Origin of the sequence: Paenibacillus rhizosphaerae, from assembly GCF_014192015.1 — a bacterium.
Taxonomy (GTDB): Bacteria; Bacillota; Bacilli; order Paenibacillales; family Paenibacillaceae; genus Paenibacillus_AQ; species Paenibacillus_AQ rhizosphaerae.
The window spans coordinates 854,541-876,756 of sequence record NZ_JACHXJ010000003.1 but is presented as its reverse complement, the minus strand read 5'-3'; the positions used below and the strand labels follow the sequence as shown (position 1 = coordinate 876,756).

Sequence of the window (22,216 nt, the reverse complement as noted above, 5' to 3'; positions counted from 1 at the left end):
ATCCATGGGGGAAGAAGTGAAATTGTGGGTGGATAAGCTTCATATTGTCCTTGCCAAATGCAGTCCAATTACAGTATCCTATTCTAAAGCTGTTTTTTTCGGAGCGTAAATAGAATAGAGATGAAGCCAAACTAGGAGGTTTACATTAGATATGTCTACCAAATTAAATTTCGATTACAGTAAGGCGCTCTCCTTTATCGGTCAGCACGAAGTGGATTATCTGGCGGAGCCGATCCGACTCGCTCACGAGCAGCTTCATAACAAGACAGGCGTCGGTTCTGACTTCTTGGGATGGATCGATCTTCCTACCCAATACGACAAGGAAGAATTTGCACGCATCCAAAAAGCAGCAGCAAAAATCCAAAGCGATTCTGACGTTCTGATCGTCATCGGAATCGGCGGATCTTACCTCGGCGCACGCGCGGCGATTGAAGCTCTGTCCCATTCCTTCTATAATGTATTACCAAAGGACAAGCGCAAGACGCCTGAGATCTATTTCGCCGGCAACAACATCAGCTCCACTTACGTGGCGCATTTGCTCGATCTGATCGAAGGCAAGGACTTTTCCGTGAACGTCATTTCCAAGTCCGGCACAACGACGGAGCCTGCGATTGCATTCCGTATTTTCAAAGCCGAGCTGGAGAAGAAATACGGCAAGGAAGAAGCCCGCAAGCGCATCTATGCAACAACCGATAAGGAAAGAGGAGCCCTCAAGAAGCTTGCGAATGAAGAAGGCTATGAGTCCTTTATCATTCCGGACGACGTGGGCGGAAGATATTCCGTACTGACTGCGGTTGGCCTGCTGCCAATTGCCTCAGCCGGAATCAACATCGAAGAGATGATGCAGGGTGCCGCTGACGCTTCCAAGGAATTCAGCAACCCGAACGTGCATGAGAACCTCAGCTACCAATACGCTGCCGTGCGTAACGCACTGTACCGCAAAGGCAAAGCCATCGAGATTCTCGTGAACTACGAGCCTTCTCTTCACTTCGTATCCGAATGGTGGAAACAGCTGTACGGCGAAAGCGAAGGCAAGGACTACAAGGGTATCTATCCGGCATCCGTCGACTTCTCGACCGATCTGCACTCCATGGGACAATTCGTTCAGGAAGGCAGCCGCAACATTTTCGAAACCGTCATCCAGGTGGACAATGTAGCGAAGCAAATTACGATCGAAAGCGATCCGGACGATTTGGACGGCCTGAACTTCCTGGCTGGCAAAACGATGGATTTCGTCAACAAAAAAGCCTTCCAAGGCACGATGTTGGCACATACAGACGGACAGGTTCCTAACCTGATCGTAACCGTACCGGATATGACTCCGTATTCCTTCGGATATCTGGTGTACTTCTTTGAAAAGGCGTGCGGTATCAGCGGCTATCTGCTTGGCGTCAATCCGTTTGACCAGCCTGGCGTGGAAGCCTATAAGAAGAACATGTTCGCTTTGCTCGGCAAACCGGGCTATGAAGAAGAAAAAGCGAAGCTGGAAGCAAGACTGTCCGAATAAGAATAACATCAGCAACTTTTGAATAGACATACAAGGCTAGGGAAGCAGTTCACCGGTTAATCAACAGCGGGGGACTGCTTTCTTAGCAAATATGAAAGGGCATGAATATGATTGATCGCTATCGGACCGTCCGGGGGGCGGGATCCAAGGAAATTGTCATTAAGAAGTCCCGCTTTATCGGCCATGTGAAACCGGTGGACAGCGAAGATGATGCAAACGCTTTTATTGAAGAAATCAAGAAGCTGCATTGGAACGCCACGCATAACTGCTCCGCCTACATGATCGGGGAGAGGGATGAAATCCAGAAGCAGTCGGATGACGGAGAGCCAAGTGGAACGGCGGGCAAGCCGATTCTCGAGGTGATCCGGAATCAAGGTTTGAAAAATGTGGCGATCGTCGTGACCCGGTACTTCGGCGGCATTATGCTGGGGGCGGGAGGACTGATCCGGGCATATACGGACGGTGCCGTGGCGGCGATTGAAGCGGGTGAAGCCATTACGTGTGTGCTGCACCGCGAGGTTTTTGTAGAGATCGACTATACCTGGCTGGGGAAGGTCGAGAACGAGCTTCGGGGCCGCGAGGTCCGAATGGGGGAAACGGTGTTTACGGATAAGGTGCGGCTGACGTGCCTGCCGGAAGACCGCGAAGCGGAGACGTTTATGTCGTGGATGGTGGATTTGACGCAGGGGCAATCCCTGATTACGGAGGGCGAAAAGCTTTATTTTATTGAAGGGGAATAAGGTCTATGGCAAGAAGAGCAGTGGAACAGGAGTTGTCGAGGGAGAGGATTCTGGAAGCGGCCAGGCATTTGTTTGTGACCAAGGGATACCGGGCCATTTCTATGCGCAGTATTGGTCAGCATTTAGGTTACAGTCATGGTTCCTTATATTATCATTTCAAGGAAAAGGCAGAATTGTTCTACGCCATCGTGGTAGAGGATTTCAACAATCTCGCTGTACAGCTGAATAAGGTGCTCAAGGTCGCTCCGACCCAGGACTTGACCAAGGTGGAACAGCTCATGCTGGAATTCATCCGTTTCGGCCTGGACCATCCTTATCAGTACGAGATCATGTTCATGATCCGGGACGAAGAACTGCTGTCCTACTGCCGTTCAGAGCAGGGGCGCTGCTTCGAACTGTTTGCCTCCATGGTGCGACGTTACATGAACGAGGAGGAGCACGGCCCCGATCATTGCCGCAATCTGCCGTTAACGTTATTTTTGTCCATGCACGGATTCATATCGTATTACATCCAGGATCGCGTGACTTTTGAGGAGATCAAACCCGCGGCCATCACGCATGTGAAGATATGCTGCCGCAGTCTGCGGTAATTTTTTTAGGTACTTACTTTATAACGGTGAATTGGTATTGCGCCAACGTATAAATGCTGTGGTGAGTGTGGGCAGATGGAGGATCATGAGGTGAAGGGGAGGGCATGCAGAAATGCCTCACACCCCGACACCTGTTTTGTCATGCCTGCTTTTGGGGATACGGACGGTGGTTTCCTTATCCCTTCATAATTTTCACATGGTATTGTCTGCGGCGCGGCCCGTCGAACTCGCAAAAATAAATCCCCTGCCAGCGTCCGAGCAGCAGCTCGCCCTCCGTGATGATCACCGTTTGCGAAGGCCCGCAGGTGATCGACTTCAAATGGGAAGCCGTGTTGCCTTCGGCGTGGCGGTATTTTGGATGCTCCCACGGATACACCTCATCCAAACGCAGCAGCACATCATGCTTGACGTCCGGATCGGCGTTTTCGTTAATGGCAATGCCGGCGGTTGTGTGCGGGCAGTAAATCAGCACCGTCCCCTCCTTGACCCCACTCTGATGAACCAGCGAAATAATCTCACGGGTAATATCCCTCATTTCGTCCCGTGACGCCGTACTTAATTCAAGGGTATGCAGCATGTCGTATGTCTCCTTTCCTAAAGTGTATTTTTTTACCTGATATTGGACATGTCATAAGCCTATGATACAACTGCCGCGCCGCATGCACAATGAACGGCTAGCCTATTCATCCACAGGATAAAGCTAATCTAGAACGAAGCCGGAGAGGGAACGGCAATCAACAGGGTTTCCCCTTCGGCGATATTTTTGTAGCTATGCGGCGTTCGGGCATCGTAATAAATGCTGTCGCCTTCTTCGAGTGTGAACCGCTCATTTCCGAGGATAAACTCCAAACGTCCGGTATGGATAAAAAGAAATTCCTCCCCTTCGGGATGTCCAACGCCGACGTCCCCTGATGTTGCACCTTTTTCAAGAACCCCCCAAATCGGTCCCATCTTGTTGCTGCTTCCATGACTGAGTGCATACCAAGTGATTCTGGAACCCTCGGAATGAACGAGAGGTTTTCGTTCGTTTTTTCTAATAATGATACTTCGTTTCTCCTCGCCGAACAGATCGGTAAAATTCACGCCCAGAGCGTTAGCTATGCGCTTGAGAACGCTTAGGGATGGATTCACCTTGTCGCGTTCGATTTCGCTAAGAAAAGACAAAGAGATGGAGGCCATGGTGGAAACCTCTTTAAGCGTCAATCTTTGTTTTTTTCTCGTACTTCGAATGGTATCGCCGATTGAATTCATCAGAAGTCCTCCTCACCTGAAAATTTCGCTGTGAACGTAATTTTTACGTGTATCATATCGGATATTTGCAGTGGTATCAAGCATTTTGAAACATAGGGAATTACGCTGTAAAAGCGTTGAAATATCAGGGTTTAAGAACTACTATTATATCAAGGTTGATGTGCAGCCTCATACCCGGGTATTTATGAATTCCATCAACCATTTCCATATAGAACGAAATTCTCGGGATAGATGAAGGTCCCATTATAAATACGATACGATAGTTGTCCCAAGCGATCTACGATTCAGAACGAAAACCGGAGGATTTCAAATGAACAAAGTCTATAAAGTAGGCGACGCGACCGTAACCCGTGTCACGGAAATGACGCTGAGCGGCGTCCCGCCGGAAATTTATTTTGCGGGCTCGTGGGACCCGGCGTTTCTGGAAAAGAATCGGGATACCCTGCCTTCCGGTCTAATCGACGGGGATTCCCAGCTTGTCGTTAGTATTGGAACTTGGGTCGTGAAGACTCCGGACCATACGATCCTTATTGATACCGCGACGGGAAACGATAAAAATCTTCCGTATAATCCGGAATTGTCCAACCTAAAGCTGCCCTACCTCGAAAGTCTTCAAGAGGCGGGGGTTACGCCGGAAGACGTGGACTATGTCCTGTTGACGCATTTGCATGTGGATCATGTCGGTTGGAATACAAGGCTAGCAGGCGGTAAATGGGTACCGACGTTTCCGAACGCCACCTATGTATTTCCGCTTTCGGAACAACAATATTACTCCAGCCCGGCCAGTCATAATAAAGAAAACGAACCTAATTTTAACGCATACGAAGAGAGCGTTTTGCCTGTCGTCAAAGCTGGACTGGTGAAAACGATCCCTCCCGAGGGGGGAGAGTTCCTCGACATGTTCAAATTTATTCCGACTCCCGGCCATAGCATCGGTCAAATGTCGATCAGCCTCATGTCCGGCGGAGAAGAAGCTTTGTTCGGCGCAGATGTGATGCACCATCCGTTTCAGGTATATCGTCCCGAGTGGAATTCCATGTATTGCGAATTCACGGAACAAGCACGCGTTTCCCGGCGCAGAGTACTGGAGTATGTCGCGGATCGGCCCATCATTTATTTCAGTACCCACTTTCCGGGGAGTTCTGCGGGGTACGTGACTCGTGACGGCAACGGATTCAAATGGGAATTCATCTAATAAACTACCATAAATCACATTGAGAGGTGCTGACACCATGACGGCAAACGATTTTAGGCACGATATACCGATTTTGACCGAAGACCATCGTATCCCCAGCGATACGTCCGGAATCGAGCTTTATGTACGCAACAAACGTCCGGCTTCCATGAACACGTTCACGAACGAGAAAACGATTGTCATGGTTCACGGTGCCACATATCCGATCGGCAGTTTGTATGACGTTGAATTGGATGGTTTCACGTTCTTGGACTATTTGGCCAGCCATGGTTACGACGTGTATGCCGTGGATGTACGCGGCTACGGGGGTTCGACGAGACCCCCTGAAATGGAGCAGCCCGCTGACTCCAACCCTCCGCTGGTTCGCACGGAAACGGGGGTTCGCGACCTGGGCTCGGCGGTAGACTTCGTTATAAAACATCGAAATTTATCGAAGGTCAACATTCTGGGAATGTCCTGGGGCGGAACGGTTGCCGGGGCGTATACGAGCCGAAACAACGATAAAGTAAATAAGCTTATTCTTGTCGCACCTCAGTGGCTGAGTACGAAACCGGTCCCTATCGATACCGGAGGTGCGCTTGGCTCCTATCGTCTCGTCCCGGTCGGAAGCACGAAGGAACGCTGGCTAAGCGCTGCCCCTGAAGATAAACGCGGCGATCTGATTCCGGAAGGCTGGTTCGAGCAATGGACCGAAGCGACGTTAGCCTCCGACCCGGGGAGCCAAAGCGCCCACCCGGGACATATTCGGGCGACCAATGGTCCGATTCTGGACATCCGTCAATACTGGACGGCTAACAGAGCTTTTTATGAACCCAAGGAGATCGCGGTGCCTGTCCTTCTTGTTCACGCGGAATGGGACATCGATGTGCCCCTTGAATTGGCGCAAAACTTCTTCACGTCACTGACCGGCGCCGTTTATCGCCGCTGGGTAGAGATTGGGGAAGGAACGCACATGGTGCTGCTGGAGAAAAACAGGATGCAGGCTTTCCAAGCTATTCGCGTCTTCCTGGACGAAACGTACATCCCGGCGAAATAACCCGGGCGCAGTGCCTAAAGCTTCATATGCCTAACCGAGGCCTGCGGCATGCTGCCGCAGGCTATTTTTCGTACCCACCTTTTTGAAAGAAGGCGAATCGTTTGCGATCCTATCTGCTTCTATTGGTTTGCGCATCACTCTACGGTAGCAACTTCGTGCTGGGGTCGCTTTTGCTGCAAGCTTTTCCCGCGTTGCATCTATCGGCCTATCGGCTTGCCGTCTCCTCGGTGTTCCTGCTCGTTTATTTGATTGTGACCCGGCGATGGGGGCAGGTTACGCTGCGGGATGCCGTGTACCTCATACCGTATGCTCTAGTGGGGATGCTGCTGCATCAGGTCTCCTTCTTTACGGGGCTGCGCACGGTCGATGCGACGACGGCTTCATTGGTATTATCGTTATCACCGATTTGCACTGCGCTGTTTGCCCGCTTGTTTCTGAAGGAATCGTTTACGCTTCGGATGACGATCGGATCGGTCGTCGCTTTTGCCGGTGTCTTTTTCGTTGTGGTAAATGGCGCAGGTTTCATGCTTCGCATCTCGTCCGGGATTGGATGGATGCTGATTTGCATGCTGGCTTTTTCCGGTTCAGTCATTCTTATGAAAAAGCTGACAGAGCGCATGGATCCGCTAGCGGCAACGGCTTACTCTACGGTACTGGGTTGTGTTGCGGTACTCCCGGTATCGCTCTGGAGCGAACCGCACGCTGAACTGCCTTCGTACTACGGGTGGTGGCTTGCCTTAATTGGATCCGCGCTGCTTATCCAAGGATTATGCGCAATTGTCTGGAACGCACAAATTCGCAAGGTGGGCGCCGCGACGGCGTCCCTGTTTCTAAATTTGCAGCCATTCGTTGCGATGGTATCGGGCTATTTCATCCTAGGTACGCCGGTTACCTATATGCAAGTTGCGGGTTCGGTGTTGATTGTTTGCGGCGTTATCCTGGCGACGTTCCAAAGACGCTCGAAAGGAAATGCGCATGCCGATCAACTCCAGATGTCCGTGGTGAAGCGATAACAGAGTGGAATGCTGGGAATTCCGTCGTACACGGCCTCGATGAGGCAGGCAAAGGATCATTACGGTTAGCCTTAACTTTGCCCCGAAATGGGCCGGATGTTTCGGACTGAAAAATACAGGGCCTGCACTCGTGCAGGCCCTTTTCTTCGCGGCGTAAATAAAGACTGGAAATAAATCTATTTTTGTATTGACGGTGTGAGACAGTTTTTGGTAAAGTACTGATAAGCAAAAACCAAGTAGTCAAATAGGAATAATTTAATCTATAATGGAAATCATCAATCGTTCAAGCGCCGACCGGGCCGATTCCCGGAGGCAGGGAGGGGTCAAGTGAATACACTGCTGCGACATAAAGGCTGGACCTGGGGTTTTCGAAGCACCGTTCTTCTTTATTTTGTACTGCTGGTCGTGCTCCCTTTGCTGGGAGTGTATTATCATTCGTTCTCGCTGGGATGGAGCGCTTTTGCCGAAAGCGTGAAAGACCCGATCGCATGGAAAGCCGTGCTCCTTACGCTGAAACTGGCCCTCGTGGCCACGATGATTAACGTTCTGATCGGTACGATGATCGGCTGGGTGATCGTCCGCTACCGTTTTCCGGGCAGATCGCTGCTGAACAGCCTGGTGGATCTCCCGTTTGCCCTGCCGACCGCGGTCGGGGGCCTCATGATTCTGCTTCTGCTCGGACCGGGCAGCCTGATCGGCGGAGCCGCCGAGGCGCTCGGCTTCGAAATTGTGTTCCATCAGCCGGCGATCGTCATCGCCATGGTGTTCGTCACGTTTCCTTTCGTTATCCGCGCAGTACAGCCGCTGCTGGAGGAAATCGATCCTTCCGAGGAGGAGGCGGCGCGTACGCTGGGGGCTTCGGGCACCAAAATCTTTTTCAAAGTCGTGCTGCCGTCCATGCTGCCGGGTATGCTCAGCGGGGGGATGCTGGCCTTCTCCCGGGCGCTGGCGGAGTTCGGGGCCGTCGTGCTCGTCGCCGGCAACATTCCGGGCCGGACGCTGATCGCCTCCGTGTTTATTTACGGGGAGGTTGAGAGCGACAATACCGCCGGGGCCGCCGCCGTGTCGATTCTGCTGCTGACGCTGTCTTTTGTCATACTCTGGGTCGTGAATTTTGTGCAGACGAAGGGGAAGAGAGCATGAAGAAACTGTGGATTACGCTGACATACCTGGTCTTTTTCCTGCTGCTGATCGCTCCCCTCGGCAAAATGGTCATGGGTGCCTTCGAAGGTGGTTTGGGCGGTCTGGGCGATGCCCTGGCAAGGCCTGAGGCGCTGCACGCTCTGATGATGACAGGGCTCATCGTCGTCACCGTGACGGTGCTGAACACGCTGCTCGGCATGATGATGGCCATCTATCTCGTTCGCGGCAGCTGGATGAGCGGCGGGCTCCGGCGATTTCTGAACAGCATCGTCGACCTGCCGTATGCGGTGTCCCCCGTCATTGGGGGGCTGATGATCGTGCTCCTGCTGGGGCCGGGAAGCGCGGTGGGGGCGTTTTTCGAAGATATTGGCTTTAAAATCGTGTATGCCTTTCCGGGGATGGTCATTGCCACGCTGTTCGTCACTTTTCCGCTCATGGTGCGCGAGGTGATGCCGGTGCTGCAGGAGATCGGGGCTCAGCAGGAAGAAGCTGCCTCGACGCTGGGAGCCTACGGCTGGACGACGTTTTGGAAGGTAACCTGGCCGTCGATCCGCTGGGCGGTCATTTACGGCATCGTGCTGACGGTGGCGCGCTCGCTGGGCGAGTTCGGGGCGGTGCTCGTCGTGTCGGGTAATATCATTAACAGGACCCAAACGGCGACGACGCTGGTGTACCAGGACGTCGAAAATTTTAACGTCATTTCGGCCAACAGCGTTGCGCTGGTTCTGGCTGCTTTTTCGGTAAGTCTGCTCCTCCTGATGGAATGGGCCAAAAAAAGAAGGGAAGTGCGCTGATATGCATGTGGAAGTTCGCGGATTGAACAAGCATTTTGGTGATTTTCATGCCGTAAAGGATGTGCATTTTGGGATTGAAAAGGGCCATCTGATCGGTCTGCTCGGGCCGAGCGGCGGCGGCAAAACGTCGATTCTGCGGATGCTTGCGGGGCTGGAGTCGCCGGACAGCGGGGAAATTCGCTTCCACGGAGAGCTGGTCAACGCGCTTCCGCCGCAGGAGCGGGGCATCGGGTTTGTGTTTCAGAACTACGCCCTGTTTAAGCACATGACGGTGTTCGACAACATCGCGTTTGGCCTGAAAGTGAAGAAGACGCCGAAGTCGCAGATCAAGGACCGGGTCATGGAGCTTGTCGAGCTGACCGGACTGGCGGGCTTTGAGAAGCGTTACCCGCAGCAGCTCTCTGGCGGGCAGCGTCAGCGGGTCGCCTTTGCCCGGGCGCTGGCGCCGGAGCCACAGCTGCTGCTGCTGGATGAGCCGTTTGCGGCGATCGACGCCAAGATCCGGCAGGAGCTCCGTTCCTGGCTCAGGGAGCTGATCGAGAGGGTGGGTATTACGTCGATCTTCGTGACGCATGACCAGGACGAGGCGATTGAGGTAGCCGACGAAATCATGATCATTAATCAGGGACGTCTGGAACAGAAGGGCACCCCGTGGGATATTTACAAAGAACCGAAGACGCCGTTCGTCGCGACCTTTATCGGGGAGTCCACCGTGGTAGAAAATGCCCGCGAGCTGAAAGGCTTCGAGGAAGCTGCCGGGGGCGGCGGCACCCGGGCGCTCATCCGGCCGGAGTACATCGAAGTCGGCGGGCCAGACGAATTCCGGGTGCTGTCGGCGACGGAGGAAGGTATCGTGCGCCATCTGCATTTCCGCGGCAGCGAGTGGATGGTGGAGGTCGAAGTCGGCGGCCACAAGCTGATGACGTACCGCTCGCTGGAAAAGGATACGCTGCAGCCGGGTCAGCCGGTACGGGTGCTGGTGCACCGTGCTTACCTGTTTAACGACGAGCACAGCTGGATTGAAGAGAACCGGCTCAAGGTTGATCCGATGCCGGTCATTATTTAGAGGGATCCGAGTACCATTGCTATGAAATCTCATCTTGGACTCGACAAATACTTACTTAACACGGATATTTCCGTGATTAGGAGCCGACACAGCAATACTGCCTCGGTGAAGATCATCCATATTACGATTCCAGCCTGCCCCCCGGCAGGCTGATGCGGCAAACACGGCAAGTTTCAGCCTAAAGGAGTGGCAGACGATGCGAAAGCAGACGATGCAAAATTACGATAGAAAGCCGGCACTCCGCCCGGGTCTTCTCGGCGCTTTGCTGCTGGCCTGCATTCTCGTCTTTACCGGCTGCAGCAAGGATGCGCCGGTGAACGGCACGGTATCGGCGGCTGGCGGCGACGTCACCCTGGTGATCGGCGCGTACAGCGTGGCGAAGGATGCGATGGCCGACATCCTGCCGAAGTTTCAGGAGGAGTGGAAGGAGGAGACCGGGCAGACCGTCAAGTTCCAGGAGGCCTATGAGGCGTCGGGAACCCAGGCGCGCGCGATTGCCGGCGGCTTTGAGGCCGACGTCACCCTGCTCGCGATGGAAGGAGACGTCGATAAGCTCGTCACCGCGGGGCTCATCGACAAGGACTGGAAGACGAAAAACCCGGACCAGGGCATGGTTACCCGGTCGATCGCCGTGCTGGGCACGCGGGCAGGGAACCCGCTGGGGATCAAGGATTTTCAGGATCTGACGAAGCCGGGGGTCAAAGTGCTGTACCCCAACCCGAAGACTTCGGGAGGAGCGCAGTGGGACATCAACGCGATTTACGGTGCTGGCCTTAAGGCCTCGGAGCAGCAGCAGGGACACAAGGATCCTGCCGCGGCCAAGGCTTTCCTGGAGCAGGTGCACAAGAACGTGGAGTCGCTCGACAAGAGCGGCCGGGCGTCCATGGCGGCGTTCGAGTACGGCGTGGGCGACGTGATCGTGACGTATGAAAATGAGCTCCTGGCGCGCATCCAGCAGGGCGTCAAATACGACGTCGTCATTCCGGAGAACACGATTCTGATCGAGAATCCGGCCGCCGTCGTGGACGCTTTTGCCAAGAAGCACGGCACCACCAAGGTAGCCGAGGCGTTCGTGAAGTACCTGTGGAGCAAGGAAGCGCAGGAAATCTTCGCTGAACACGGCTTTCGCCCCGTCGACGACGAGGTGTTGAAGGCCAACGCGGCCAAGTATCCGGTGCCGAAAGGGCTGTTCGATATCAACTACCTCGGCGGCTGGGACGAGGTGCGCAGCACGCTCTACTCCAAGCGGGGCGTGTGGTACCAGGTGCTGGCGGGGATTTGAGTGGCAGGAATCGGAGCAGTAAATGGGTTGAAGCAGGTGACCGCTTGGCGGGGCCTGCTTTTTTTGTGCCCGGCGGCAAGAATGGCCAGTAGGCGGACGAAGGTATATCCCCACTCAGCAAAAAAGCCCGGCATCAGCCGGGCATGTCGACGTTCATCTCTTGCTGGTGCCTGCGGCTGAGCGAAGGCAGGACGGCGAGGTAATAGACGCTGACGATAAAGACGCTGGCCGCCAGGATCCAGTACAGTGCGGTGACGGATACCAGGCCGGGGAAGGCGACGGCCAGAAATCCGAGCGCGATCGCCTGGCCGGTCGTGTTGAGCGGTTCGATCCAGGCGCTGACACGGCCCATGCTTTGGGGATCGACAAGCTCCGGCAGCCATCCGCCCAGCACAACGTTGATCGGTGCGAGGATCACGCCGAGCAGCACCATCGTGCCCAAGTACAGCTGAATGTGGTGGAAACCGCCGGCGACCAGCGTAATGATGCCGATGAGGAACAGTCCGGTGATCAGCACGCCGACTTTTCCGATTTTTTTGATGAGCAGGGTGCTGATGGCGCTGCCCACAAGGTAGCCGATCCCAAGAAACACCATCACCAGCGGTGTGTACACTTCGTAGTGCTCCGGGCTGAGCTTGTATTTCATCGTAAAGAGGGGCAGGATCGAAAACACGCCGTTGACGATGCCGAAGAAGAAAAATCCGAGGATAATCGCCAGCAGCAGGCGCGAACGGACGATGTATTGAAAGCCCATGCCGAAGTCGGCGGTGATGCTTTTCAGATTCAGGTCTTTTAAACGCACTTTACCATTAGGCTGGGAGACATGCTGCGGAAAACGGCATGACATGAGAAGCAGGGCGGAGATGACGAAGCTGGCCAAGTCGATCAGAATGGCGCCTTCAATGCCGAGGTAATAGTAAGCAGCCGATCCGAGGCTCATGCCGAAGAGCATGAATACGCCCGAGATGGACATGTTCAGACTGGAGGCCTGCACATACTGTTCGGGCTTCATTACCCCCTGGAGCAGGCTCATTTCGGCAGGCGCAAAAAACTTCGAGATAGCGCTGCGCAGAAATAGAAGGGCAAACGCGCCGACGATCCAATTTTCAGATATCGCGAACAGCAGGACCAGGGAGAGGACCGCGCGGATCCAGTCGCTGTTGACGGCGATGCGTTTGCGGTCGAGTCGGTCGGCAAGCACGCCGACGAACAGGAACACGACCAGCGTCGGCAGAGAATACATCAGCTCGGCTAACGTCGCGTAGGCGGGCTGGTTGCTGAAGCGGTCGACGAGATAAAAGGCGAAAGCCATGCTGCCAACCATCGACCCAAGCTGGGACGCGAAGTTGGCCAAAAACATTTTAACAAATGTGGCATTGCGGAAAAGCTCCATGCAGGTGACCTCGTTTCTTCTCGAATTTTACGTTACAACGATGGCGAACTTGGAATGGCTGAAGGACTTCACCCGGGCATCCGCATCATGCGGTTCATCCGATCATCCGTGTCCGGCTTGCGCCGGTCAGGGGGCAGTTTTAACAGCGGTGCCTGATGCGTCCGTCGTTCGCAGCTTTAATCTCAGTGTACTCGAATAAAGGGCCGGCAAAAATCGCCGCTGGAATGATTTTGAAGTCGGTCTCTGGACCGAGAACTCTCGGAAAGTCGAATATGGTATCATAGCTGTAATGGACCAGGAATATAACCACCACCCTACATACATAGGAAAATAAGGAGATGACCGACGCAATGGACGCATTGATCTTTTTGGGAACCGGGGACGCAATGGGGGTTCCGCGCGTGTACTGCAGCTGCGAAGTGTGCGAAGAGGCCCGGACAACGGGGATGAACCGCCGCTTGCGTTCTTCGGTGCTCGTCCAAGGGCAGGAGGAAGGCGGCAGCTTTCTCATCGATTGCGGGCCGGATTGGCGCAGCCAGATGGAGGCGATCGGGCAGCGGGCGACGGTACGGATGCTGGTGACGCATGCGCATTTTGACCATATCGGCGGACTGCCGGAGTGGGCGGATGAATGCCGCTGGCGTCACGCCAAAGGGGAGCTGTATGCCCCGCAGGAGGTGCTCGACCAAATTCAGCGGCAGTTTCCGTGGATCCACCGGCAGCTTCAAATGATTCCCGCGAACGATGGAATCGAGCTTGGGGGCTGGAACATCACCACCTGGAAGGTGACGCATGGCGCGAACGGTTATGCCTATGCATACCGGCTGGAGAAACCCGGCTTCCGCTGGGTGTACTGCTCGGATTCCATCGGTCTGAACGAGGAGGAGAAAAGGCCGCTGCACGACCTGGATCTGCTGGTGCTCGGGACGAGCTTTTTCCATGAGAAGGCGCCTTATCCTACCCGGTCCGTGTACGATATGAAGGAAGCGGCAGAGCTGCTGCAAGAGGTGAAGCCGCTGCGAACGTTCTACACGCATATGTCGCATGATATCGACCTGAACCGGCCTTATCCGCTTCCTCCGCAGGTGACGTTAGCCGTGGCCGGGATGAAGGTTGAGTTGGGCTGACCGTTAAGGGAAAAAAGGGAGGTTGGCATTCATGGCAAACGCCGGCGGATGGAATGGCAGCGAACTGGACGGCCGTGGGCTCGGCGGATTATTTCCCGACAAGCTGATGCTGGCGGACTGCCGTCCGGAGGTGAGCGCCTACTATTTTAAAGAGTGGAACGGTTTTGACATGGCCCTGCATACCCATGAATCCTCCGAAATCATGTATGTCATGGACGGGAACTGCTCGGTCGGGGTGAAGCCGTCTGACGAAAACGAGGCGGTCGTGCATCTGACCAAGGGCGGCTTTATCCTGCTGGACGGAACCGTACCCCATCGTTTGTTAGTGACAGGGCGCTGCCGGATGCTCAACATCGAATTCCGCTTTGTCGAGCGGGATGGGGTGCTGCCGTCGACGAAGCAGCTGGCCGAGGGAGAGGAGGCGCTGGCGGCGCTGTTCCGGAACCCGGCTCCCTATGTGGTTCTGAGGGAGTTTCATGACGTGCATCAGCTGCTGAAAAATCTCGTTCTCGAGCTGGACGCCGCCGAATCCGGACAGGAGCTGATGCCGCAGTTGATGCTTGCCGAGCTGTTGATCCGGATCGCCCGGCTGCATCAGGAATTCGTGGAGGCCGGTCCCGATACGCAGAGCATGTACGTGCGGCAGTGCATCGAGTACCTGTATCAGAACTATGACCGCAGCATCCAGGTAAAAGACGCCGCCGAGCATGTCCGGCTTCACCCCGGGTATTTACAACGGGTATTCAAGCAGAAGACAGGCATGTCGATCATGGAATACCTGAATGCCTACCGGATGGACAAAACGGCGATGCTCCTGCGGCAGACGGAAATTCCGGTGGCGGATATCGCGGATTATGTGGGGATCGGCAGCCGCCAGTATCTGCATCTGATGTTCAAGAAGCATACCGGCCAGACGCCGGTCGAGTACCGGAAGGCTTCCCGGATCGCAGGGTACGTGGATTCCCGGGACGTGAACTAACCCAAATCTAAAAAGTGAGAATCGTTGACACTTTTCCGGCAAAGAGGTCATGAATTTGATAACGTTTTCCCAAGAAGGGTTGCTACAATACCTGTATCAGGGTGAACCTGGCGACTATTCTTGAGGGAGGCGGTTTTTGCCGTGTCATTTAAAATTGCTTTTATCGGGGCGGGAAGCATCGGCTTTACCCGCGGACTGCTGCGCGACCTGTTGTCCGTTCCGGAATTTCATAACGTGGAAGTTGCTTTTACGGACATCAATCCGCACAACCTGGACATGGTAACCGAGCTGTGCCAGCGGGACATTCGGGAGAACGGGCTGGACATTCACATTCACGCGACGACGGACCGCCGCGAGGCGCTGAAGGATGCCAAATACGTTATCTGTACGATCCGCGTGGGCGGCTTGGAGGCGTTCGCGACGGATGTGGACATTCCGCTGAAATACGGCGTCGATCAATGCGTTGGCGACACGCTGTGCGCAGGCGGTATCATGTACGGACAGCGCGGCATCGCCGAGATGCTGAACATTTGCAAGGACATCCGCGAAATGGCGTCCAAGGATGTGCTGCTGCTGAACTACGCCAATCCGATGGCGATGCTTACGTGGGCCTGCAACAAGTACGGCGGGGTCCGCACGGTCGGACTGTGCCATGGGGTGCAGGGCGGCCACTGGCAGATTGCTGAAGCTTTTGGCCTGAAGCAGGAAGAAGTGGATATCATCTGCGCGGGCATCAACCACCAGACCTGGTATATCCAGATCCGCCATAACGGGGAGGACCTGACCGGCAAGCTGCTGGAAGCGTTCGAGAAGCATCCGGATTTCAGCCGGACGGAAAAGGTACGGATCGACATGCTGCGCCGCTTCGGCTATTACAGCACGGAATCGAACGGCCATCTGAGCGAGTATGTGCCGTGGTACCGCAAGCGGGCCGACGAAATCAACGACTGGATCGACCTCGGCAGCTGGATCAACGGGGAGACCGGAGGATACCTTCGCGTCTGCACGGAAGGGCGCAACTGGTTTGAGACTGACTTTCCCAACTGGATGAAGGAGAAGCCTTTCGAATACAAGCAGGACAAGCGCAGCCATGAGCATGGCTCATACATTATCGAGGGCCTGGAAACGGGGCGGGTGTACCGTGGACATTTCAACGTGGTCAACAACGGAGTGATCACCAACCTGCCGGATGACGCGATCATCGAGGCGCCGGGATACGTCGACCGCAACGGCATCTCCATGCCGGTGGTTGGGGATCTGCCGCTCGGACCGGCAGCGGTCTGCAATGCGAGCATTTCCGTGCAGCGGCTGGCAGTGGAAGCAGCAGTGCATGGCGACGATAAGCTCCTCCGCCAGGCGTTTATGATGGACCCGCTGGTCGGCGCGGTGTGCAACCCGAACGAAATTTGGCAGATGGTCGACGAAATGCTCGTCGCACAGGAGCAGTGGCTCCCGCAATACGGGGATGCCATCGCCGAGGCGTCGGTCCGTCTGGCTTCCGGCAATCTGATTCCGACCCGGGAAGGCTACCGCGGAGCGGCTCGCCTTAAGGTCAAGACGGTAGAGGAAATGCAGCAGGACCGGGAAGCCGCGAACAAAAACGCCGGCGAATCGGATAAAGGCAAGGACCGGGCCAAGGCGGTTCAGTAAACTGTAAACCAACAGCTGGTAGAACCCAGCCGGCAAACGAAAAGACAGCTCGCGAGCAAGGATCGGTGATCCTGATTCGCAGCTGTCTTTTTTAGATCTTGCCTATCTCTAAATATTCGACCGAATTATACGTTCAGCACGAACTTCTCGATCGCGGCCTTCACGCCTTCGTCGTTGTTGCTTAACGTCACATAATTGGCGATGTCCTTCAGCGCCTGGATGGCGTTGCCCATCGCAATGCCCAGACCTGCCGCTTCCAGCATCTCATGGTCGTTCCAGGAATCGCCGATGGCGATCGTCTCGGACATGTCGCAGCCAAAGTGGCCGGCGAGGAAGGTGAGGGCGTGGCCTTTTGTGCCTTCGCGGTGCATGATTTCAAGGAAGTGCGGCTTCGATTTGGTAATGTGCACTTCGTCTCCCAGCAGGTCGCGCAGAATCGGGATCAGCTGATCCAGGTAGGCTGGATCGTCGATGATGAGCATTTTCGGCGTTTTCTGGGCGATCAGCTTTTCAAAATCCGGCTCGATATAGTAAGGCGTACGGTTCAATTCGCTGTAATCCTTCAGCTTCTGGTTTTCTTCGCGGGCGTACAGCTTGTCGTCAATATAAACTTGCAAATGAAGGTTATGCTCGATGCAGTACTGGAACAGCTTGTAGCCCGCATCCTTCGGCACGTAGCGCTCGTAAAGCACTTTTTCGTCCATCAGGTTTTTGACGAGCGCCCCTTGGTACGTAATGATCGGCACGTTCAGCCCCGTTTGACGGGCAATGGCTTGGGCGGAGGCATAGGCCCGGCCCGTGGCCAGCGTGACGACTACGTCTTTGGCGACCGCCTGCTCCAGCGCCTGCTGGGTGCCCGGGGTCACCTCTTTATCGTCGTTAATCAGAGTATCGTCGATGTCGATCGCGATCAATTTGTACATGGTTCTCTCTCCTTTGGTCATGGCGAACCTCTCTGCCTATAAGGGCGCAGAACGGCTTGTCCATGTTCTCTCTATCGCAGGAAGGGCAACTCTCTAAACGTTCCTGCACAGTATGGCTCCTATCATTGTACCTCACGCGGGGCAGATTTCAATTCCGCGAGGATCATTCCGGCAAAAATACAAATACATCCCAGTCCCGCCGCGGCGCCCAGCACCTCTCCGCCGAAGGTGACGCCCGTCAATGCCGCAAAGACCGGTTCCATGGCAAAAATAACGGCAACCCGCGACGGGTTCGTATATTTCTGGCACACGGTTTGAATCCAAAAGGCAAACGCGCTGGTCGGACCGATCGACACTAGCAGCGCCCAGATTACTTCCGGCTTCAGCAGACGATCCGCCACCTGCGTCAACGGGCCCACATCCTCGAACAGCAGCGAAGAGAAGATGCTGAGCAGCCCAACAACAGCCATCTGCATCGCAGCCAGGGGCAGCGCGGAATAGCGGGGCGCAAACACGCCCGTATACGCGACATGCAGAGCGAACGCGACTGCGCACAGGAAGATGAGAAAGTCGCCTTTGTTCAGTGAAAGGGCGGTGCCGGCGAAGGCCAGCAGGTACAAGCCGGCGGCGGCCAGCAGCGCGCTGATCCACGTATAACGGGAAATGGGGCTTTTCAGCAGCAGGAGTGCCAGAAACGGAACAAACACGACGGACAAGCCGGTGATAAAACCGGCGTTCGAAGTAGTCGTGTACAGCAGTCCCACGGTTTGAAAGGCATAGCCCAGAAACAAAAAAAGGCCCAGCAGGCACGAGTGGAGCAGCATCCTGCCGGAAATGTCCCGCCACTGGCTGCGGTAGAAGAACGTAATGATCAGGGCCAGCAGCACCGCAGCACCCAAGAAGCGGATGCCGTTGAAGGCCAGAGGAGGCAGGACCCGGACCGCATGCTGCACGATCAAAAAGGTACATCCCCACATCATCGCCACGATGAGCAGACTGAGGTCGGCAATACGGGAGCGGTTCAAATGATGTCATTCCTTTCACGGTTCGTACGATCGGCCTGCGCAATACAGGCAAGCGACCAAATTGTAACGTAAAACCGGCGGGAGAACAAGGATCAAAAAGGCCGGAAGGGCGGTTCCAGGGCATGACGGAGCCTGGGAAACCTGCTATAATGTGGGTGGAAACGGAGATGATACGATGGCTAAGAAGAACCGAAACCAAGCCCCGAGCAAGCCGCAAGTCTCGGATAAACCGGCGACGCTGAAGGATCTCCTGAGCAGCGAGGTGCTGGAGAAGCTGAAGCAGCAGTCCAGCGATCTGAAGGCGGAGCAGCAGAAGCAGAAGGAAGAGCAGGAGAGACAAGCGGCCGAAGCGCGCAAAGCGGAACAGAAGCGCCTGGATAACGATTTTGAACATCTGCTGGAGAACAGCAGCATGGACTGGCGTAAATATAAATGAAAAAATGAAATCTAAAAAGAAAAGCTGCCGGTTAGCGGCAGCTTTTTGTGTGCTTATTTTTCACTGTCTATATGCAGCATCTTTTCAAATAAGATGTAATCTTGCCCGGGACCTGCATAGTCTTTAGCCATCGTCAGCTTAAAGCCCATGCGGGTGTGAAATTTAATGGACGTTTCGTTCACAGCCGAGGTAATGCAGCGCACCGTATCGCAGCCGAGCAGAAGGACCTTTTCAAAAAACAGCTCATACAGCGTCCGGGCCGTGCCCTGCTTGCGATAATCCGGATGGACGCCGACAAAATGGATATACGCCTCGTTCGGATGCGTCTGGGACTGGAAACCGATCAGGAAGGCGACAAGTTCTCCATTCTCTTTTTCTTCCATCACAAAGCTGGTCTGTTGAAAATGTTCGAAAAACAGCTTCGGCAGCAAATGAGTCATTTGGCGTCCGCCCCACCAGTCGTTGACGACCGGGATCACGCGGTCATAGTCGGTCTCAAGGATCGGCCTGATTTTCATGGAAAAACCTGACCTCCGTTCATAGCGGCCTGAGGGTGAGCGAATCGGTACCCGTCCGCAAGCTTTTGCAGCCGATTATAGCATAGAATGGAAGAGGCTCGAACGAAAAAAAGAGAGGCCCATCAAGTTCAGGGTACCTCTCTCTTTGCTGTATACCGTATCAGTATGCCGAACGAATTCCGAACGAATTCCGAAGCGGACTATTCTTCCAAAAAGATCAGACCGATCAGGTCGTCCGTCACGATATTCCCGAAATAATGCTTCACGTCGATGTCCGCGAGGGCTTCCCGGACTTCGGACTCTTCATAGCGCTTGCCGCGCAAACGGTCTTCAATATCCGCCACATCGCCGACGCCGAAAAAGTCGCCGTAAATTTTGATGTCCTGAATCCGTGCGTCCTTGATGTCCATCCGGATGTCGATAATGCCGACCGGGAAACGCTTCGTATGCTTGACGTTGGACTGCGGAGACTGCCCGTAATTCCACTCCCAGTTCTGATACCGGTCCTTGGAAATTTGGTTAATGATCTCCCAGTCGGCTTCCGTCAGCTTGTACTGCGGCACTTCGCTTGCTTCCATGCCGAAAATGTAGCGGAGCAGCTCGGAGCGGAACTCCTCGATCGTCATCTTTTGGTTCATCAGCTCGCTGATGTTGGCGACGCGGCTGCGTACGGACTTGGTGCTCTTCGACTTGAATTTCTCCGGATTGGCGTTCAGGGAAGCCTGAACATCGTCCAGATTCAGGTTGAACATGAGCGTGCCGTGGCTGAACATCCGGCCCCGCGTCGAGAACTGGGCGTTACCTGAAATCTTCCGCTCCCCGACTTGCAGGTCGTTGCGTCCGCTTAACTCCGCGTTCACACCCATATGCTGCAGCGCGTCGATCACCGGCTGGGTGAACTTCAGGAAATTGTGGAACGATTGACCGTCGTCCTTAGTGATGAAACTGAAATTGAGGTTGCCGAGGTCGTGGTACACCGCGCCGCCGCCGGAAAGCCGGCGAACGACCTTGATATCGTGATCTTTCACGTATTCCTGGTTGATCTCCTCGATCGTGTTCTGATGTTTACCGATAATGATCGAAGGACGGTTAATATAAAACAGCAGGTAGCTGTCGTCCATAGGCAGATGCTTAAGGGCGAATTCTTCAATCGCGAGATTGACGGCAGGGTCGGTAATTCCCTGGTTATCGATAAACAGCATGTTTGATTCCTCCGTTAAAAGGCCTTAATTAATTCGGTTCCTCGTCTATTGTAAACCAATTGCGGACAAGAAACAAAAGCGAAAACCGAATTGACGCGCACCGAAATTTGGCGTAATAATGGGGTCATTCGCAAGCGATTCAAGATAGAGAACTGCAGGGGGGGAAATACATATGCTGGAACGATACGGACATGGCGGGGATCTGGAGAGCGCGTCGGAATTGTACGGTGGCGATCCGGCGTCCTTTCTGGATTTCAGCGCCAACATCAACCCGCTGGGTCCGCCGGAAGGCGTCATGGCAAAGCTGGAACAGGCGCTGCCTTCCATCCTTCGCTATCCGGATCCGGGACACCGCCGCCTAAAAGCGCTGCTGTCCCGCAAACTGGGCGTTGGGCCGGAACATTTAAGCATCGGCAACGGGGCGGCGGAATCGATGGCGCTCCTTCTGCTGGGACTGGCGCCCTCGAAGGTCGGGATCGTGCAGCCCTGCTTTTCGGAGTACCGGCAGCTGTCGGAGCAGTTCGGCGCCGAGGTGCACGCCGTGTTCGGCAGCCGGGAGCGTGACTGGAGAGCTGAGGTCTCGGACATTGCCGGACTGATGAAAAAAGTGGACCTGCTCTTTCTGGGACAGCCGAACAATCCGAACGGCGTGCAGTATCCGCTTGAAGAGATCCGGGAATTGGCGGCCGAGGCGGAGCGGACCCGGACCTATTTCGTCGTCGACGAGGCGTTCATCGACTTCATCCCGGAAGGGCGGCGGATGACGCTGCTGCTGGAGCTGGAGCGGTTTCCGCGGACGATCCTGGTCCGCTCGATGACGAAGTTTTATGCCATTCCGGGCCTGCGGCTGGGCTATGCGGCCGCTCATCCGGACGTGATCCGGGCGATGACGGGCAAGCAGGTGACGTGGAGCGTCAACGGCTTGGCCCTGCTCGCCGGTGAATTTTGCCTCGAGGGCGGCGAGGCGCATGAGCGCGAGACGCTGGAGCTGATTACCGCAGAGCGCGCCCGCCTGATGGCTGGCCTGCGGGACCTGGGCTGCCGCGTGAGCGGCGGCGAAGCCAACTTCCTGCTCGCGGACCTGCCGGCACCGTGGAGTGCCGGGGAGCTGCAGCGCGAGCTCGGGCTTCGCGGCGTCCTGATCCGCAGCTGCGCCATGTACCCGGGCCTGGGGCCGGGACATGTCCGGTTTGCGGTGAAGGGAGCGGACGCCAACGCACGGCTGCTTGCCGTGCTTGGCGACGTGCTCGCCAGCCGGGCGGAATGATCTGCACTGATCTTCACGAAAGGACAGACAGACTGTGCAGGCATAAGCGGCAATGGCTGGTACGGCCGCTATGCCGGAA

22 protein-coding genes are annotated in these 22,216 nt (G+C 55.1%); 15 read left to right on the top strand and 7 right to left on the bottom strand.

The annotated features are described in order from the left end of the window. Positions 1-151 precede the first annotated feature (151 nt). The 3 genes from FHS19_RS20810 (at position 152) to FHS19_RS20800 (ending at position 2,837) form a co-directional block, all read left to right on the top strand. A complete protein-coding gene (locus tag FHS19_RS20810; protein ID WP_183583706.1) occupies positions 152-1,507 on the top strand; it encodes a glucose-6-phosphate isomerase in 1,356 nt (451 codons plus the stop codon). A gap of 107 nt (positions 1,508-1,614) precedes the next feature. Further along, positions 1,615-2,247 carry a YigZ family protein gene (locus tag FHS19_RS20805; protein WP_183583705.1) on the top strand — a complete coding sequence of 211 codons (633 nt, stop codon included), beginning with the start codon at positions 1,615-1,617 and terminating at the stop codon, positions 2,245-2,247. 5 nt (positions 2,248-2,252) lie between these two features. After that, positions 2,253-2,837: a TetR/AcrR family transcriptional regulator gene (locus tag FHS19_RS20800; RefSeq protein ID WP_076173442.1), complete on the top strand. Its 585-nt coding sequence runs from the start codon at positions 2,253-2,255 to the stop codon at positions 2,835-2,837. 175 nt (positions 2,838-3,012) lie between these two features. Here the strand turns inward: FHS19_RS20800 and FHS19_RS20795 are convergent, their stop codons facing one another. Together FHS19_RS20795 and FHS19_RS20790 are read right to left on the bottom strand one after the other, a co-directional pair. After that, positions 3,013-3,414 carry a secondary thiamine-phosphate synthase enzyme YjbQ gene (locus FHS19_RS20795; RefSeq protein WP_116231952.1) on the bottom strand — a complete coding sequence of 134 codons (402 nt, stop codon included), beginning with the start codon at positions 3,412-3,414 and terminating at the stop codon, positions 3,013-3,015. Positions 3,415-3,542: 128 nt separating this feature from the next. After that, positions 3,543-4,088 (bottom strand): helix-turn-helix domain-containing protein, encoded by a 546-nt coding sequence (locus FHS19_RS20790; protein WP_183583704.1) that lies wholly within the window; start codon positions 4,086-4,088, stop codon positions 3,543-3,545. A 310-nt stretch (positions 4,089-4,398) separates the two neighbouring features. On the opposite strand from FHS19_RS20790, the gene FHS19_RS20785 reads away from it, so the two are divergent. The 7 genes from FHS19_RS20785 to FHS19_RS20755 all read left to right on the top strand — a co-directional run bounded on the left by FHS19_RS20785 (position 4,399) and on the right by FHS19_RS20755 (position 11,617). Then, positions 4,399-5,283: an MBL fold metallo-hydrolase gene (locus FHS19_RS20785; protein WP_183583703.1), complete on the top strand. Its 885-nt coding sequence runs from the start codon at positions 4,399-4,401 to the stop codon at positions 5,281-5,283. 37 nt (positions 5,284-5,320) lie between these two features. After that, positions 5,321-6,319 carry an alpha/beta hydrolase gene (locus FHS19_RS20780; RefSeq protein WP_183583702.1) on the top strand — a complete coding sequence of 333 codons (999 nt, stop codon included), beginning with the start codon at positions 5,321-5,323 and terminating at the stop codon, positions 6,317-6,319. A gap of 101 nt (positions 6,320-6,420) precedes the next feature. Next, on the top strand, positions 6,421-7,332 hold the full coding sequence (locus FHS19_RS20775; protein WP_183583701.1) for a DMT family transporter: 912 nt from the start codon (positions 6,421-6,423) through the stop codon (positions 7,330-7,332). A gap of 327 nt (positions 7,333-7,659) precedes the next feature. Beyond that, a complete protein-coding gene (gene cysT / locus FHS19_RS20770; protein WP_183583700.1) occupies positions 7,660-8,475 on the top strand; it encodes a sulfate ABC transporter permease subunit CysT in 816 nt (271 codons plus the stop codon). Next, entirely contained in the window at positions 8,472-9,269 is a 798-nt protein-coding gene (locus FHS19_RS20765; protein ID WP_116231956.1) for a sulfate ABC transporter permease subunit, read from the top strand. Before cysT ends, FHS19_RS20765 begins: the two co-directional genes overlap by 4 nt. 1 nt (position 9,270) lies before the next feature. Next, positions 9,271-10,335 (top strand): sulfate/molybdate ABC transporter ATP-binding protein, encoded by a 1,065-nt coding sequence (locus FHS19_RS20760; RefSeq protein WP_183583699.1) that lies wholly within the window; start codon positions 9,271-9,273, stop codon positions 10,333-10,335. 211 nt (positions 10,336-10,546) lie between these two features. Continuing rightward, positions 10,547-11,617, top strand: coding sequence for a sulfate ABC transporter substrate-binding protein (locus FHS19_RS20755; protein ID WP_183583978.1), 1,071 nt, complete (start codon positions 10,547-10,549; stop codon positions 11,615-11,617). Positions 11,618-11,750: 133 nt separating this feature from the next. Here the strand turns inward: FHS19_RS20755 and FHS19_RS20750 are convergent, their stop codons facing one another. After that, a complete protein-coding gene (locus tag FHS19_RS20750; protein WP_183583698.1) occupies positions 11,751-13,010 on the bottom strand; it encodes an MFS transporter in 1,260 nt (419 codons plus the stop codon). A 350-nt stretch (positions 13,011-13,360) separates the two neighbouring features. Here FHS19_RS20750 and FHS19_RS20745 point away from each other — a divergent pair, with 350 nt between their 5' ends. From FHS19_RS20745 to FHS19_RS20735, 3 genes are all read left to right on the top strand, one after another. After that, the gene (locus FHS19_RS20745; protein ID WP_183583697.1) at positions 13,361-14,137 is read left to right on the top strand and encodes an MBL fold metallo-hydrolase; all 777 of its coding nucleotides are present in this window, start codon (positions 13,361-13,363) and stop codon (positions 14,135-14,137) included. 31 nt (positions 14,138-14,168) lie between these two features. Further along, complete coding sequence (locus FHS19_RS20740) at positions 14,169-15,116, top strand: AraC family transcriptional regulator (protein WP_246426704.1); 948 nt, start codon at positions 14,169-14,171, stop codon at positions 15,114-15,116. Positions 15,117-15,257: 141 nt separating this feature from the next. Beyond that, the gene (locus FHS19_RS20735) at positions 15,258-16,766 is read left to right on the top strand and encodes an alpha-glucosidase/alpha-galactosidase (protein WP_183583696.1); all 1,509 of its coding nucleotides are present in this window, start codon (positions 15,258-15,260) and stop codon (positions 16,764-16,766) included. Between the two features lie 125 nt (positions 16,767-16,891). Here the strand turns inward: FHS19_RS20735 and FHS19_RS20730 are convergent, their stop codons facing one another. Together FHS19_RS20730 and FHS19_RS20725 are read right to left on the bottom strand one after the other, a co-directional pair. After that, the gene (locus FHS19_RS20730; protein WP_183583695.1) at positions 16,892-17,689 is read right to left on the bottom strand and encodes a Cof-type HAD-IIB family hydrolase; all 798 of its coding nucleotides are present in this window, start codon (positions 17,687-17,689) and stop codon (positions 16,892-16,894) included. Between the two features lie 122 nt (positions 17,690-17,811). Beyond that, positions 17,812-18,714: a DMT family transporter gene (locus FHS19_RS20725; RefSeq protein WP_183583694.1), complete on the bottom strand. Its 903-nt coding sequence runs from the start codon at positions 18,712-18,714 to the stop codon at positions 17,812-17,814. Positions 18,715-18,889: 175 nt separating this feature from the next. On the opposite strand from FHS19_RS20725, the gene FHS19_RS20720 reads away from it, so the two are divergent. Next, positions 18,890-19,150 carry a YqkE family protein gene (locus tag FHS19_RS20720; protein WP_183583693.1) on the top strand — a complete coding sequence of 87 codons (261 nt, stop codon included), beginning with the start codon at positions 18,890-18,892 and terminating at the stop codon, positions 19,148-19,150. A 53-nt stretch (positions 19,151-19,203) separates the two neighbouring features. On the opposite strand, the gene FHS19_RS20715 is transcribed toward FHS19_RS20720, so the two are convergent. After that, complete coding sequence (locus FHS19_RS20715) at positions 19,204-19,668, bottom strand: GNAT family N-acetyltransferase (RefSeq protein WP_183583692.1); 465 nt, start codon at positions 19,666-19,668, stop codon at positions 19,204-19,206. A gap of 200 nt (positions 19,669-19,868) precedes the next feature. Then, positions 19,869-20,870, bottom strand: a complete 1,002-nt coding sequence (lplA, locus tag FHS19_RS20710) for a lipoate--protein ligase (RefSeq protein ID WP_183583691.1) — start codon at positions 20,868-20,870, stop codon at positions 19,869-19,871. A 172-nt stretch (positions 20,871-21,042) separates the two neighbouring features. Here lplA and cobD point away from each other — a divergent pair, with 172 nt between their 5' ends. Further along, positions 21,043-22,137 carry a threonine-phosphate decarboxylase CobD gene (gene cobD, locus FHS19_RS20705; RefSeq protein ID WP_183583690.1) on the top strand — a complete coding sequence of 365 codons (1,095 nt, stop codon included), beginning with the start codon at positions 21,043-21,045 and terminating at the stop codon, positions 22,135-22,137. The last annotated feature ends 79 nt before the right edge of the window (positions 22,138-22,216 follow it).

Bases quoted from the DNA above. Each gene is read 5' to 3' on its own strand.
- FHS19_RS20810 (WP_183583706.1), top strand. From the start codon at position 152: ATGTCTACCAAATTAAATTTCGATTACAGTAAGGCGCTCTCCTTTATC.
- FHS19_RS20805 (WP_183583705.1), top strand. From the start codon at position 1,615: ATGATTGATCGCTATCGGACCGTCCGGGGGGCGGGATCCAAGGAAATT.
- FHS19_RS20800 (WP_076173442.1), top strand. From the start codon at position 2,253: ATGGCAAGAAGAGCAGTGGAACAGGAGTTGTCGAGGGAGAGGATTCTG.
- FHS19_RS20795 (WP_116231952.1), bottom strand. From the start codon at position 3,414: ATGCTGCATACCCTTGAATTAAGTACGGCGTCACGGGACGAAATGAGG.
- FHS19_RS20790 (WP_183583704.1), bottom strand. From the start codon at position 4,088: ATGAATTCAATCGGCGATACCATTCGAAGTACGAGAAAAAAACAAAGA.
- FHS19_RS20785 (WP_183583703.1), top strand. From the start codon at position 4,399: ATGAACAAAGTCTATAAAGTAGGCGACGCGACCGTAACCCGTGTCACG.
- FHS19_RS20780 (WP_183583702.1), top strand. From the start codon at position 5,321: ATGACGGCAAACGATTTTAGGCACGATATACCGATTTTGACCGAAGAC.
- FHS19_RS20765 (WP_116231956.1), top strand. From the start codon at position 8,472: ATGAAGAAACTGTGGATTACGCTGACATACCTGGTCTTTTTCCTGCTG.
- FHS19_RS20760 (WP_183583699.1), top strand. From the start codon at position 9,271: ATGCATGTGGAAGTTCGCGGATTGAACAAGCATTTTGGTGATTTTCAT.
- FHS19_RS20755 (WP_183583978.1), top strand. From the start codon at position 10,547: ATGCAAAATTACGATAGAAAGCCGGCACTCCGCCCGGGTCTTCTCGGC.
- FHS19_RS20750 (WP_183583698.1), bottom strand. From the start codon at position 13,010: ATGGAGCTTTTCCGCAATGCCACATTTGTTAAAATGTTTTTGGCCAAC.
- FHS19_RS20745 (WP_183583697.1), top strand. From the start codon at position 13,361: ATGGACGCATTGATCTTTTTGGGAACCGGGGACGCAATGGGGGTTCCG.
- FHS19_RS20740 (WP_246426704.1), top strand. From the start codon at position 14,169: ATGGCAAACGCCGGCGGATGGAATGGCAGCGAACTGGACGGCCGTGGG.
- FHS19_RS20730 (WP_183583695.1), bottom strand. From the start codon at position 17,689: ATGTACAAATTGATCGCGATCGACATCGACGATACTCTGATTAACGAC.
- FHS19_RS20720 (WP_183583693.1), top strand. From the start codon at position 18,890: ATGGCTAAGAAGAACCGAAACCAAGCCCCGAGCAAGCCGCAAGTCTCG.
- FHS19_RS20715 (WP_183583692.1), bottom strand. From the start codon at position 19,668: ATGAAAATCAGGCCGATCCTTGAGACCGACTATGACCGCGTGATCCCG.
- lplA (WP_183583691.1), bottom strand. From the start codon at position 20,870: ATGCTGTTTATCGATAACCAGGGAATTACCGACCCTGCCGTCAATCTC.
- cobD (WP_183583690.1), top strand. From the start codon at position 21,043: ATGCTGGAACGATACGGACATGGCGGGGATCTGGAGAGCGCGTCGGAA.